Below are 13,671 nucleotides of genomic sequence, written 5' to 3' on the forward strand. Positions count from 1 at the left end.
TGACTACCCTGACGCAGCCACAACTTGCTGGTCAGATTGTCATCAGGGTCATGGTGAGAACTTTAACACGGGCAGCCTTTACGGGTGCCCGCCGATAATCTTAAAATCAGCCCATGTAATTTTCATGGTTTAAAGTTCCTATGGCTGAAAGACAGTGGTAATCAGATTGTAATATGGAGAGGCTCCATGCAGACGATATATTATGATATCAGGGAGATGGCGCGGGCCATTGTCCATGGTGCCCCAAGCCCGGCCTTTTACGGCGAGTGCGCCTTTTTTCTGGAAAAATCCTGCCTTTTCTTTGAAAGGGATGCAAAGGTTGCAGGGATACGGGACAAGGTCATGCTGCTTCTGGCCGAAGACTGGGGACACGGGATGGGGCACAGCCGGAAAGTGGCGGTGGAGGCAGGGGCCCTGATTTTCATGGAAGGCATGGCCTCAGGGATCAGGGAAGAGGCCAGTCTGGATCATCTGATGCGTCTGGCCCACTGTGCAGGACTTTTGCATGACATCTGCCGTAAGGAAAAAAATCATGCGGAAAAGGGCGCGGTCATGGCTCAGGGCATCCTTGATGAGGAAGGTTTTTCCGAAAGGGATGTGGCGGGTGTATGCGAGGCGATCCGCAGGCATGAGGCCTTCAGGCATTACCCTGAAGCCGAAGCCCTCAGCCTGAACACGGATCTTCTGGTAAGCTGTTTGTATGACGCGGATAAATTCCGCTGGGGACCGGATAATTTTACCCATACGGTATGGGATATGCTGGCATCGGCAAGGGTGCCCGTCCACGCCTTTTTAAAGGGTTATCCCCAGGGGATTGCGGGCATTGCCCGCATCAGAGAAACCTTCAGGAGTCATTATGGCCGCCGCTTTGGTCCGGAATTCATTGACATCGGCATGGGTATTGCCGCCCGTGTCTATGTGGCTGTTCTGGAACGTTACGGCAGGGATGGGGGCTGAAAAGAAGGCCTGTTTTTTATTTTGGGGCCTGTCCCCGCTTTTTGGCCGCAATGATGGGTGTGTTCAGAACAAGGGCCGAAAGATCTTCCTGCCGGGTAATGTCCAGCCGCAGGGAGGCCTTGTCTATTTCGAAATATTTGGAAAGGACATCGACAATATCATTCTGGAGATTCTGAAGCATTTCATCGGAAACTTCCAGTTTGTCATAGACCAGGGCAAACTGCAGCCGCTTTTTGGCGACCTCCCCCGGAGGTGCCTCTTTTTCCTTGAACATCTTGGAAAAAAAGTTGTTCAGCATATCTAAAACCCCTTTCTGGCAGGTATGTTTCAGGTGCCGTACCTGATTCAGGTTTTCCGCAATCCGATTTTAGAACTGATGCGGTTCCAGAATCCTTTGAGATCCTCAAGGGGATCGACAATGGGAATTTCTGTGTTTCCGAGGAGGCGGGCGGCAATACGCCGGAACGCCTGGCCTGCCCTTGAATCCCTGTCCAGAACAATGGGTGTACCCGTATTTGTGGATGTGATGACAAAGTCATCCATGCATACAAGACCGATGAGTTCAATGGACAGGACATCCACCACATCTTTGTGGCTGAGCATATCCCCCGAGGCCACCAGTCTTGGGACAATGCGGTTGACAATGAGTTTCGGGGTGATGGATCTGGCATAGAGAAGGCCGATGATACGGTCCGCATCCCTTACCGCAGAAACCTCCGGCGTACATACAACAACGGCCTCATCCGCTCCGATGACAGAGTTTTCAAAGCCCTGTTCAATGCCTGCGGGGCAGTCGATGAGAACAACATCAAATTCCTGGCGGAGTTTCTTGCAGAGCCGCACCATATCATCGGTGCTCAGGGCGGTTTTATTATCGCTCTGGGAGGCGGGTATGAGAAAAAGGTTTTCTATGCGGCGGTCCTTGATGGAAGCCTGACGGACCTTGCAGCGGCCCTTGGCCAGATCCACCACATTGAAAACAATACGGTTTTCAAGGCCCATCACCACATCGAGATTGCGCAGGCCGATATCCATATCCACCACGGCCACACGTTTGCCTTCCAGGGCAATGGCAGCCCCCAGAGCAGCCGTTGCCGTTGTTTTGCCAACGCCCCCTTTACCGGATGTGATGACAATAATTTTTCCTTCCAATGTTCACCTCTTATGGGTTTTCATGGCGATCTGATTAAGAGTGTAAGCGTATCCGCTATGGTGTGCAAGGGTGTTTTTTTTTCTCAGGGACGAAATTCCGGCCAAGGCAGACGTCCGAAGGGCGGGTTGCCGAGGTAATCCGCCACCTCAATACGGTCTTCCCGCAGAAAGGCATATTCGGGGCTTCTGTTGCCGGCCCCGAAGGGACCGCTGCTCACCTGCTGGCCGATATGCAGAAGGGTGGGCCGGAAATCGAGGGCCATGATAATGGCATCTTTTTTCTGGGTCTGTCCGGCCATGGCCATGCCGCAGAGACTGCCCAGTACAATGATGTCGCCACCGGCGATGACCTCTCCGCCCGGATTGACATCCCCCATGAGAACAAGATGTCCTTTGGCCTGAATTTTCTGACCGGAACGGACGCGGCCACACATCATGAGGACATCACTCTTCCGGTTTTCCCAGGATCTGTCCACGTCACGCTGGCGCTTCCTTACCTCCTGCCTGCGGGGTTGTTCCGCCTCCATGGGAATGACCTCTGCCACTTCGTATTCCCGGATAAGAAAATCCCTGAGAAAGGGCAGGAGGTCCGGATCTTCCCCGCTGGCATCCACGGTAATCCGGGCTCCCGAGGCCAGCTGACGGATACGGTCAAAGAGGGGGCTGATTTCCGCCAGCAGTTCTTTCCGGGCCATGGGAACACCGATGTGCAGGCGAAGACCATCTCCTACGCCTTTTAAGGATACCGTCTGGTCCATAACTGATTTTGTCGCTTTCCGCAAGTAAGTGGGGCAGAGAACGGGTTTTATCCGGGATTGTCAGTATGGAAAAACCGATCTGTATCCTGCCCTGAATTTGATGGAAGCCTTTTTGAATGGGCAGATTCAGGCACTTCTTAAAATTGTCAGAAAATATAAAGAAAGGGTCAGGGTGTGTCAAGCTGTGCCTGCATTCATCCAAGTTCCGCAATGGCTTCCTTCAGACCTTTCAGGGTAAAGGGTTTCTGCAGAAAGGCGTTTATTTCCGACAAGATGATTTCTTCTGATTCCAGGTGTGCCTTTTCATAGCCACTGGAGATGAGTACGGGCAGAGAGGGAGCCCGTTCCCTTAAGGCCTGCATGGTTTTTTTTCCATCCATTCCGGGCATGACCAAATCCAGAATCACAAGGTCGATGATGTCGGAATATCTGTCAAAAAGATCAATGGCTTCCTGGCCCCCGGATGCAGCGATGACTTCATATCCCAGCTCTTCCAGCAGATCTGTGGCCACGCTTAGAATCATTTCTTCATCATCCACAAGAAGAATGGTTTTTATGGCAGAGGAAGGAAGAATTCCCCTTGTCTGATGACTGGAACAGGGCAGGTGAATCATGAAGGTGCATCCCTGGCCCCTATGACTGTCTATGGAAATGATACCGTGGTGATTTTTGATAATGCTGAAGGTGGATGCCAGGCCCATGCCCGTTCCCTGCCCCTTTTCAAGGGTGGAGAAAAAGGGGTCAAAGGCCCGTTTTCTGGTTTTTTCATCCATGCCTTTGCCCGTATCCCGAATCAGAATACGAAGGTATTCTCCGGCAGGCAGCCTGTGGGGACGGGTATGGTTTTCTTTAAGAAAAACCCTGTCCGTTTCCACAAAAAGATCGCCGCCATCGGGCATACCGTGGGTGGCGGCATTGATGAAAATATAAAGAAGCACCTCCCTGATCTGGGAAGTATCCGCCATCACGGGGCAGATCTGGCTTGAAAGCTGCTGGTGCATCTGGATGTTTTTATGGGTGCGGGAGAAGATCAGACCCGTATCCTGCACGAGGGTATTGATGTCGCAGATGGCCCGTTTGCCTTCCTGATCCCTTGAGAAGCCGAGAAGCTGGCGTGTGAGGTTCGCTCCGTGGCGTACCTGTTCTTCAATTTTCAAAAGACGCTTCCATGCCGGGGTTTCCGGTTCCGTATGGAGCATGAGCAGGGAGGTGTTGCCCTGAATTCCCATGAGAAGGTTGTTGAAATCATGAGCAATACCTGCGGCCAGTGTGCCGATGGCTTCCAGCTTCTGGGCCTGTTGCAGTTGCTCTTCAAAAAGGGCTTTTTCTTTTTCTGCGGCAATCTTGCTTGAAATGTCTCTGGCGACTCCGCGGAATCCGTGTAATTTCAGCTCAGCACTCTGGATCAGAGAAACGGATATTTCCAAAGGCACGGTGTGCCCCTTTTTATGGAATACTTCCAGAAGACTCAGTGCATGGCTTTCCTTTTTTTCCAGGGTATTACGGAAAATTTCTTCCAGCCGTATGGCTGATTCACGGGGGCAGAGATCCCTTGCCACTTTCCCATGGAGGACGCCTTTGGAAAAACCTGTGATGTTACAGAGACTCTGATTGAAAAAGGTAAGGCGGCCACTGGTATCCGTTTCAAAGTAAATTTCAGAAATACTGTCCAGCGTCATGGTGTAACGCTCTTCCATTTTCCGCAGACGGATGCGGAGCCTTTCATTTTCACGGCGCAGGTTTTCTGTTTCTGTATCTCCGGACATAATTGCTTCCCTGTGTTTTTAGTGCTGCACGATGACCCGCGGAACCCTTGGCATCAGCCCTGTGACCAGCTCATAGCCAATGGTGCCTATGGATTCCGCCAGGGTTTCTGTCAGAATTTCATCCCCGCCATCTTTGCCGATGAGGGTAACCGTGTCACCTGTACGGACATCGGGAATGCCGCTGACATCCACCATGCACAGATCCATGCAGATTCTTCCCCTCAGGGGGGCCCTGCGTCCCCGGACCAGCACTTCCCCATTGTTGGACAGAAGGCGTGGGAATCCGTCACCGTAGCCACAGGCAAGGGTGGCAATGGCCGTGGGTTTGCTGGCGGTCCAGGTACGGCCGTAGCTGATGGAAAAACCTGCGGGAACGGTTTTGATCTGAACAATCCTTGTTTTCAGGCTGAGGGCAGGCTGAAGGGAGAAAGCTTTTTTATCCATGGTAAGGGAGGGCTGGATACCATAGATGGCAATGCCGGGTCTGACCATGTCAAAGTGGCACTCGGGAAAGGAGATCAGGCCTGCGCTGTTGGCGGCATGGGCAATGGGCGGGCGGAGGTTTGCTTCTTCAAGACCTGCCAGCAGCCGGGAAAAGGTCTGGATCTGATGCCGGGTAAATTCTTTTTCCGGGTGATCCGCCGTGGCAAGGTGGGTGTAGACTCCCTGAATACGGAGACCGGGCAGGGAACCTATTTTTCTGACCGTTGTGACAGGATCACTGAGGGCCTGCCCCGTAAAGCCCAGCCTGCCCATGCCCGTATCAAATTTTAAATGTACGGGCAGTTTTTTACCCGTGGTCATGGCGGTCTCTGATATGCGCAGGGCATCGTCCATGCTGTACACGGAAGGTGTCAGGCGGTAACGGATCATTTCCCTGATATCACTGGAAAGGGAGGGGCCGAAAACCAGAATGGGGGCGGCAAATCCTGCGGTACGAAGGGCAATGCCCTCTTCCATACGGGCCACACCAAGGCTGGCGGCACCACTGGCAAGGGCGGTACGGGCAACTTCGACGGCGCCATGTCCATAGCCATTGGCTTTAACCATGGCCATGAGGGAGGCTTTTGACGAGGCTGCCCTGCGAAGGCTGCGGATATTTTCTGCAATGGCATCCAGCCTGATTTCAGCCCATATGAGATGTTCATTCATTTATTCTTTGCCTCCCTTATCCCATTGGATCTTTTATGATCGACTTCTTTCCTTATGGTCTGGATGAAGGGCTGTCAAGCAGCATGGCAGAGAAAGCTGCAGGGGCAAGTCTTTGTATGCCGATCTGTTTGGGATCATGGTGTAAAAAGCAATCCCGGCGGCGGGTTCCGTCGGGATTGCTTACGGTCTGCAAAAGAAACAAATGTCGTAACTGTTCAGCACAGTTTTCCATATCATACCTGCAAGACAGATGCACAGGCTCCAGGCTATTTGCCCGTGACGCAATCCGGCACTCAAGCTAAAAAACTCAAGCCCTTTACGGGAGTAAAAATGCCTATGGATCTTGAGTGCCGGATTCGGGAGCTTCTTGCCCTGTCCGAAACGATTGCAATGTCACTTTCAAATAGCCTCGGAGCCTTGCAGCAGTACGAAGCTGCTGCAACTACAGAATTGGCAGTTCGGAATAAACTGTGCTGAATAATTACCAAATGTCTTACGAGGTCAGGCTGCACAGGATAAATATGTGTTCATCAGATATCCAGCGTCCACAGGGAGCTGACGGCGGGTCCGCCCCCCACGCAGAGGGAAGCTCCCCCCAGCGTGGCTCCCCGCCGCTTCATTTCATGATAGAGGGAAACCACAATGCGCAGGCCCGTGCAGCCCACGGGATGCCCCAGGGCGATGCCGGAACCATTGGCATTGACTTTTTCCATATCCAGTTTCATGCCAAAGTCCTTTTCCATCATGCGGCCCACCCCCAGCCACTGGGCTGCAAAGGCTTCGTTGATTTCCCAGTAATCAATGGCGTCAAAGGAAAGGCCAGCCTGCTGCAGACATTTCGGGATGCAGACCGCAGGACCAAGACCCATGACCTTGGGGTCTACGCCCATATCACAGACATTCACCAGTTTCATGAGGGGTTTCAGCCCCATGTCCAGTGCTGCTTTTTTTGACATGAGCACCATGGCGGCAGCACCGTCGTTCAGACCGGAGGCATTGGCCGCCGTGACCACGCCATCCTTTTTAAAGGCAGAAGGCAGTGCGGCCATGGATTCCATGCTGGCATCAAGAATGGGATGTTCGTCCGTCTCAAAGATCCGGGTTTTTTTACGGGAAATAATTTCCACGGGCACCACTTCTTCTTTGAAGAGGCCCTTTTCAATGGCAGCCTTGGCCCGCAGATGGCTCATGAGGGCCAGTTCATCGCATTCCCTGCGGGTGATCTGATATTTTTCTGCTATGTTTTCGGCGGTGATTCCCATGTGGCCGGGAACCATTTCATCCACAAGGCCATCATGGAGCATCTGATCTTCAATCTGACCCGATCCCATGCGGTAGCCCATACGGCCCTTGGGAAGCATGTAGGGGGCATTGGTCATGCTTTCCGTTCCCACCACAAGGGCAGAACGGGTTTTGCCCAGCATGATGTTGTGGGCGGCCACTTCAAGGGCGCGCATGCCTGAGGCGCAGTTCTGATTGACGGATACGGCACTGCTTTCATGGGAAAGGCCGATGCGCATGGCCACCTGCCGGGCGGGAAGGGAACCCTGCATACCGGGAAAAACCTGGCCCATGCAGATTTCATCAATTTCACCTGCAGGAATGCCGGCCCGTTCAATGGCATGGCGGCCTGCGGTCATGGCCAGCTCTCTGGCGGATACATCCTTGAGGCCGCCCATGAATTTTGCAATGGCCGTGCGGCAGGCACTTACGGCAACAACTTCCTGGATTTCCATTCGCTCTGTCCTCCATCAGGGTTTGATATAAGGGGCTGTATGGTCATCTCTCCTGTTTTTTAATCTGAACCGGATTTTTGTGTGGCAAACAATAGTCGGAACAGGGGTCGGATGTCAAGGCGTCAGCGAATGATGCACTGCCCCACATGGGGGGCAAGGAGTTTCCGGATTCTTTCTGCTTCTTCCAGAGTAAGCCCCCGGCCCTCATGATTAAAAAAATCCGGATTGTGCAGGGAGTTTGTGGAGAAGGTCTGCAGGGCATAGGTCTTTGCCCCGTGAATCAGCGGGAGAATCTTCTCTATCTTCTCTTCCGTGATAAAAGGATGGACACAGGTACTCCGGAACTCGTGATCCAGGCCGCTTTCAAGGATGATGCGGATACTGCTTTCAAGGGCCTGTTCCATGGAAGCCTTGCAAAGGCCGGGGGCGTATTCCGAAGGATGGGTTTTGATGTCCATGGCAATATAATCAACCAGTTTTTCGGATATCACTTCCTTCAGTACTTCAGGCCGGGAGCCGTTGGTATCCAGCTTGACAGGGTAGCCCATTCCTTTGACTTTTCCGCAGAAACCGGCGAGATCCTTCTGCAGGGTGGGTTCTCCGCCGGTAATGGCAAGGCCTTCAAGAAGTCCCTTGCGTTTTTCAAGGAAAAGGAGAATATCTTCTTCGTGGAAAATGCCTTTTCCTTTCATGGGAATCAGGTCGGGATTATGGCAGTAGGGACAATGGAAATTGCATCCTTGGGTAAATACAAGGGCAGCAATTTTTCCGGGAAAATCAATGAGGGAGTTTTTTTGCAGACCACCGAAAATCATGCTAATTTGCTCCTGACAAAGGGACGGTTGTTTTAAAATTTGGCATACGGGGACATGGCTGTTTCAGGCACCCTGTATTTTGATTCGTGTTGGCCATGGGAAAATTTCTGCGTGCAGGGGAGGAATGATGAAACCTTTTCAAAGAGTGCTTGTCTGGCTGGTTCTTTTTTTGTGTCTGGTTCCCATGACGGGGTGTGGCACCCTGCTGTATCCGGAACGGCGGCATCAGCAGCTGCAGATGGATCCTGCGGGGCGGCGTATTGATCCGGCAGTGGCTGTAATGAACGCAGCCTGCCTGGTATTTTTTATTATCCCGGGCGTAGTGGCTTTTGCCGTTGATTTTGCAACGGGTGCCATTTATCTGCCCGGAGGCAGTGCCTCTCTGGATGGTGAAAAAAGAAATGCCATGACAGCCTTTCCTGTTACTGCCAGAGGAATTGAAGACAAAATGATGGATATTGCAGGGATTTCTTTTGGTATGAACGATCCGCGCCTGGAAGCCTTTGTTCTGGACAGGAAGGACTTTTTTTAATAAAATTATAGGATTGTTGCCATGGATATGGATCAGTCGTAAGTACGGGTACTGAGTCTTCTCTTTGACCTTGCAACGGGCAGGCCTTGCCCCTGCGAATGCTTTTTAGGCCCCTGCAAGACAGGGGCAACGTCTGTTCATGAAATTTTCCTGACCCATGGGCTATATGGCGTCATGGAAGGTTTTCCGCATGCGGAACTCCGTCTGCTTGCCGTTGTTCCACTGGTTTACCGGTCGCAGGTATCCAACCACCCTGGAGTAAACTTCTGTCGGGCCCTGACAGGTGGTGCAGGCGCTTTTTTCTCCCCGGATATAGCCGTGTGAAGGGCAGACACTGAAAGTGGGTGTCAGGGTAAAGTAGGGCAATTTGTAATTGTCCGTTATTTTACGCACAAGGTTGCGTGTTACCGCAGGATCCCGGATTTCTTCCCCGAGGAAGGTATGCAGCACGGTTCCACCCGTATATTTTGCCTGCAGATCATCCTGATGATCCAGCACTTCAAAGAGATCATCGGAATAGTTCACCGGCAGATGGGTGGAGTTGGTGTAAAAGGGATCTCCGCCTTTTTTGAAATCCTCCTCATTGGCGCAGACAATTTCCGGATACATTTTTTTATCCTTCAGGGCCAGTGAGTAGGAGGTACCTTCCGCAGGGGTAGCTTCCAGATTGAAGATGTTTCCGGTTTCGTTCTGTATGCTTTCCAGCTTTTCACGGATATGGTCCATGATGGAAAGGGCGAATGTTTTGCCCGCCTCCGTGGAAATGTCTTCTCCGATGAAGTTGAGACAGGCTTCGTTCATGCCGTTGATACCGATGGTGGAAAAATGGTTTTTCCAGAAGACGCCGGTACGCTCCTTGATGTGGCGCAGATAGAATTTGGAATAGGGGTAAAGGCAGCCCTCGGTGAAACGTTCCAGCACCTTGCGTTTGATCTGCAGGGAGTCTCTGGCCAGCTCAATGTTGCTGTCCAGAAGGTTTTTGAATTCTTCTTCCGTATCCGCAAGGTAGGCGATGCGGGGCATGTTGATGGTGACAACGCCAATGGAGCCCGTGAGGGGATTGGCTCCGAAAAGACCGCCGCCCCTTTTACGCAGCTCCCGGTTGTCCAGACGCAGACGGCAGCACATGGACCTTGCATCGTCCGGACTCATATCGGAGTTTACAAAATTGGAAAAGTAGGGGATGCCGTATTTGCCCGTCATTTTCCAGATGGCGTTCATGCGGGGGTTGTCCCAGTCAAAATCCTTTGTGATGTTGTAGGTGGGGATGGGAAAGGTAAAGACCCGGCCCCGGGCGTCGCCTTCCATCATCACTTCGGCAAAGGCCTGATTCATCAGGTCCATTTCCGTCTGAAAATCCCCGTAGCAGATATCCATGTCCCTGCCTCCGATGACTACGGGGACATCTTTGAGGATGGAGGGAACATTGAGATCCATGGTAATGTTGGTGAAGGGGGTCTGGAAGCCTACCCGCGTGGGGATATTGATGTTGAACACAAATTCCTGCAAAGCCTGTTTGATATCCGCATAATCCAGTTCATCGTAGCGGATAAAGGGTGCCAGAAGGGTGTCAAAGTTGGATACGGCCTGGGCTCCTGCGGCCTCTCCCTGAAGGGTATAGAAAAAATTCACCAGCTGACCCAGAGCGGTACGGAAATGGCGGGGCGGCGAGCTTTCCACTTTGCCTGCAACTCCTTTGAAACCCTGACGGAGGAGGTCCTGCAGATCCCAGCCCACACAGTAAACGGAAAGCAGGCTTAGGTCATGGATATGGATATCCCCTTCCTTGTGGGCCCTCCTCACTTCCGGAGGATAGATGCGGTTCAGCCAGTATTCTGCAGTGATGTCCGAAGAAATATAATTGTTCAGCCCCTGGAGAGAATAGCTCATGTTGCTGTTTTCTTTGATCTTCCAGTCCATCTGTCTGAGATAGTTGTCCACAAGATCCCCGTTGACGCCGGAGACAATGTTGCGGAGCTGTTTGCGCTGTTCCCGGTAGATGATATAGGCTTTGGCCGTCTGCAGATAGGGAGAGTCCAGCAGGATACGTTCCACAATATCCTGTATGGCTTCCACATCCGGAGAGGGTCCAAGGCGCATGTCTTTGATCAGGGTCAGAACCCGGAGGGTAAGCTTGCGGGCTTCACGCTCGGTGAATTCTCCGGTGGCTTTTCCTGCCTTGGCAATGGCAGCGGTGATTTTGGAAGAGTCGAACTCGACAATACGGCCGTTTCGTTTTTTGATACTTTCGAGCATGGCATCTCTCTGGGGATTGGGGTTTGTCGGCTGTGTTCCGTAACCATAGGGAGCAGAGGGCTGTCGGATTTTATCCCGTCCGAAGGAAAGAAAACGTCCTTGTTTCCGGGTTAAGATAGGGAAGAGTTTTTAGTCTGTCAAGGCTGTATGTTGTGTGTTGTTGTTTTTTTGCCCCCTTATATTGTGCTTGTGCATGGATCTATCTGGTTTCTTGGGGAAAAACAATGGCCCTGTGGAAAAAGATTTTTTCTTCTTCGGAGAGAGGGCAGGAAAGGGTCGGAAAGGAATCCGGTCTTGTGGAAACGGGCTTTTTCTGCATTTCTTAAAAAAGCAAGGAAGAAGGGGCAAGGAGGATAAAAATGGGCTGGGAAAAAAAACCCGTACATCGTCAGAAACACATACCCTGGTATGACAGTCAGACCGTATGCCGGATTACCTTCTGGCTGCTTTTCCCCATACTGCTTTTGGGCATTACGGGTCTTTTTGAGGCCCTGAAAACAGATAACTGGCGGCAGAATATCTGGATGCCTGCAGCCATGAGCCTGACCAGTGGCTGGCTCATGCTGCGTATGGCGCTTCGTGTTATATTCAGGAAGGACGAGGAGGATTACCGGTAGAAAGAAGGCACTCCATGAAGTGGTGGATGATGCGTGCTGTGGCGCCCCAGATGACCGCATCTTTTATGGGATAGCGCAGTTCGGTCCAGTCCGGATCTCTTCCAGAGAAACCCGAGGCCAGATGGCTTTCCATCAGTATGTGCAGGGGGATGTCCATAACCCTGTCAATTTCTGAGGGATCATGGCGCAGGGGGCCAGTGCCCTGCCACCATCCGGCAAGAACCTCAATGCACACATTGTTCAGGGTCATAAAATGTCCCAGAGAACCGATCATATCCACTTTGTCGGAGGAAATTCCCAGTTCTTCCTCCAGTTCCCGGAGGGCCGTATGTTTCGTGTCCGGATCTTCAGGGTCCACATGACCGCCGGGAAGGGCCACCTGCCCTGCCCAGGTATAGCTCGGGTGGGCGGCTTTCTGTATGGCCAGAAGCCGGGGTGCTTTATCCGGGGTGAGCAGAAAGGACACCGCAGCAGGACGTATGCGCTTGCCGGGTGGTTCCGGGTGGGGAAGATTCAGTATGATATCTTGATATGTTTTGGCAAAGGTGTTCATTTGTCGTGTTTTCCGGTGTGGAGAATTTCAAGAATCCGGATAAAGGTCTGGGGTGGCACATGGCCGGGTCTGCTGAAAAGGGTTTCTCCCTGAGGGGAAAGAAAAATGTTGGCTGGCACGCCGCTGACCCGGTATTTTCTTGCCAGAGCCGGGTTGGTATCCATGTTGATGCTGACACTGATGAAATTTTCTTCCAGATAGGCTGCCACCTTCCCATCCCCATGGGTTTTGTTTTCCATGGTCCGGCACCAGGGGCACTGGGGACTGTGGAAATAGAGATAGATCTGTTTGTTTTCAGATACGGCTGTTTCCAGCGCCTGTTTATAGGGCACCGAGGTGAGGGACTTGGCCGTGAGGTTGCCAGCAGTAAGAAGAAGGAGCAGGGTACTTAAGAGAAAAAGACGAACAAAAACCATGGATGGTATCTCCTTATGATTTGTTTTTTGGTTGCGGAAAACGCCTGGTCTGGCCTGTGTCATCATGGGATAAAAACCAGTCTTCCCATCTGATCGGTCATCAGGAGAAGGCCGGTGGCCACAAGGAGCAGGCCTGCTGTTACATTGGCCACACGGATAAAGCCCCTAGCCTTTTTGATAAGGACCATAAGCCGGGTGGCCGCAAAGGCCAGCAGGGCAAAGGGCAGAGCAAGACCTGCGGCATATACGGAGAGAAGAAGAATGCCGTATTCCACGCTCTCCTTTGTACCTGCAATGACAAGGATGGAGCCAAGCAGGGGGCCGATGCAGGGACTCCATCCTGCGGCAAAGGCCATGCCGATAAAAAGAGCCGCCAGGCCATGTACGGGTCTCGATTTCAGGTGTACCCGTTTTTCTGTCTGCAGCAAGGGAATGCGCAAAGCCCCCATGAGATGCAGGCCGAAAATCAGCACCATAGCACCTCCTGCCATGCGAAGCCAGAGGCCGGTTCCGGAAAAAAGTTGCCCCAGAAAGCTTGCCGATGCACCAAGGGCAATGAAGACGATTGAAAAACCAAGGATAAAGCCAAAGGTGCTGCGTCTTATGCTGCGTTTAGCCGCGCTGGAAGGACCTTCTGCCAGTTCTTCGATGGATACGCCGGATATGAAACTGAAGTAAGCGGGTATCAGGGGAAGGATGCAGGGGGAGAGAAAGGAAAGCAGGCCTGCACCAAAGGCGGCAGCAAGGGATACGGGTTCTATGATAATCATGGAATCTTTCCCGGTGTTAAAAAATTGTAACTATTCAGCACAGTTTATTCCGAATTGCCAATGCTGTAATTACAACAGTTTTATATTGTTGCAAGGCTCCGTGGCTATTTGCAAGTGACATTGCAATCGTTTCGGATCAGAGCTTTGCAGGCCTGTGCGAAAGAAGCGGCAAACTGTCTGAGCCGCCACAA

The 13,671-nt window shown here is 52.1% G+C and carries 15 protein-coding genes; 4 read left to right on the top strand and 11 right to left on the bottom strand.

Annotation, left to right across the window (positions count from 1 at the left end):
* Positions 1–186 precede the first annotated feature (186 nt).
* Positions 187–957 (top strand): HD domain-containing protein, encoded by a 771-nt coding sequence (locus LZ24_RS13400; RefSeq protein ID WP_144685968.1) that lies wholly within the window; start codon positions 187–189, stop codon positions 955–957.
* Between the two features lie 16 nt (positions 958–973).
* Here LZ24_RS13400 and minE read toward each other — a convergent pair whose 3' ends face one another.
* The 5 genes from minE to alr all read right to left on the bottom strand — a co-directional run bounded on the left by minE (position 974) and on the right by alr (position 5,785).
* On the bottom strand, positions 974–1,255 hold the full coding sequence (gene minE / locus LZ24_RS13405) for a cell division topological specificity factor MinE (RefSeq protein ID WP_144685970.1): 282 nt from the start codon (positions 1,253–1,255) through the stop codon (positions 974–976).
* 47 nt (positions 1,256–1,302) lie between these two features.
* Entirely contained in the window at positions 1,303–2,109 is an 807-nt protein-coding gene (gene minD, locus LZ24_RS13410; RefSeq protein ID WP_144685972.1) for a septum site-determining protein MinD, read from the bottom strand.
* A gap of 83 nt (positions 2,110–2,192) precedes the next feature.
* Complete coding sequence (locus LZ24_RS13415) at positions 2,193–2,867, bottom strand: septum site-determining protein MinC (RefSeq protein WP_144685974.1); 675 nt, start codon at positions 2,865–2,867, stop codon at positions 2,193–2,195.
* Between the two features lie 194 nt (positions 2,868–3,061).
* Entirely contained in the window at positions 3,062–4,633 is a 1,572-nt protein-coding gene (locus LZ24_RS13420; protein ID WP_144685976.1) for a hybrid sensor histidine kinase/response regulator, read from the bottom strand.
* Positions 4,634–4,651: 18 nt separating this feature from the next.
* Entirely contained in the window at positions 4,652–5,785 is a 1,134-nt protein-coding gene (gene alr / locus LZ24_RS13425) for an alanine racemase (protein ID WP_144685978.1), read from the bottom strand.
* Between the two features lie 54 nt (positions 5,786–5,839).
* On the opposite strand from alr, the gene LZ24_RS13430 reads away from it, so the two are divergent.
* A complete protein-coding gene (locus LZ24_RS13430) occupies positions 5,840–6,262 on the top strand; it encodes a hypothetical protein (RefSeq protein ID WP_144685980.1) in 423 nt (140 codons plus the stop codon).
* A gap of 53 nt (positions 6,263–6,315) precedes the next feature.
* On the opposite strand, the gene LZ24_RS13435 is transcribed toward LZ24_RS13430, so the two are convergent.
* Together LZ24_RS13435 and LZ24_RS13440 are read right to left on the bottom strand one after the other, a co-directional pair.
* A complete protein-coding gene (locus LZ24_RS13435) occupies positions 6,316–7,521 on the bottom strand; it encodes a thiolase family protein (protein WP_144685982.1) in 1,206 nt (401 codons plus the stop codon).
* Between the two features lie 122 nt (positions 7,522–7,643).
* Entirely contained in the window at positions 7,644–8,336 is a 693-nt protein-coding gene (locus tag LZ24_RS13440) for an anaerobic ribonucleoside-triphosphate reductase activating protein (protein ID WP_144685984.1), read from the bottom strand.
* A gap of 124 nt (positions 8,337–8,460) precedes the next feature.
* Between LZ24_RS13440 and LZ24_RS13445 the strand changes: the two genes are divergently transcribed.
* Complete coding sequence (locus LZ24_RS13445; protein ID WP_222427640.1) at positions 8,461–8,868, top strand: hypothetical protein; 408 nt, start codon at positions 8,461–8,463, stop codon at positions 8,866–8,868.
* 162 nt (positions 8,869–9,030) lie between these two features.
* Here the strand turns inward: LZ24_RS13445 and LZ24_RS13450 are convergent, their stop codons facing one another.
* Entirely contained in the window at positions 9,031–11,124 is a 2,094-nt protein-coding gene (locus LZ24_RS13450; protein WP_144685987.1) for a ribonucleoside triphosphate reductase, read from the bottom strand.
* Between the two features lie 359 nt (positions 11,125–11,483).
* On the opposite strand from LZ24_RS13450, the gene LZ24_RS13455 reads away from it, so the two are divergent.
* Positions 11,484–11,741, top strand: coding sequence for a hypothetical protein (locus LZ24_RS13455; RefSeq protein WP_144685989.1), 258 nt, complete (start codon positions 11,484–11,486; stop codon positions 11,739–11,741).
* On the opposite strand, the gene LZ24_RS13460 is transcribed toward LZ24_RS13455, so the two are convergent.
* The 3 genes from LZ24_RS13460 to LZ24_RS13470 form a co-directional block, all read right to left on the bottom strand.
* Positions 11,713–12,294 (bottom strand): NUDIX hydrolase, encoded by a 582-nt coding sequence (locus LZ24_RS13460; protein ID WP_144685991.1) that lies wholly within the window; start codon positions 12,292–12,294, stop codon positions 11,713–11,715. The two genes, LZ24_RS13455 and LZ24_RS13460, sit on opposite strands and share 29 nt — an antisense overlap.
* Positions 12,291–12,710, bottom strand: a complete 420-nt coding sequence (locus LZ24_RS13465; protein ID WP_186443148.1) for a thioredoxin family protein — start codon at positions 12,708–12,710, stop codon at positions 12,291–12,293. Before LZ24_RS13465 ends, LZ24_RS13460 begins: the two co-directional genes overlap by 4 nt.
* A 62-nt stretch (positions 12,711–12,772) precedes the next feature.
* The gene (locus LZ24_RS13470) at positions 12,773–13,480 is read right to left on the bottom strand and encodes a cytochrome c biogenesis CcdA family protein (RefSeq protein ID WP_246118599.1); all 708 of its coding nucleotides are present in this window, start codon (positions 13,478–13,480) and stop codon (positions 12,773–12,775) included.
* Between the last annotated feature and the right edge of the window lie 191 nt (positions 13,481–13,671).

This window comes from Desulfobotulus alkaliphilus, assembly GCF_007830435.1.
GTDB lineage: Bacteria > Desulfobacterota > Desulfobacteria > Desulfobacterales > ASO4-4 > Desulfobotulus > Desulfobotulus alkaliphilus.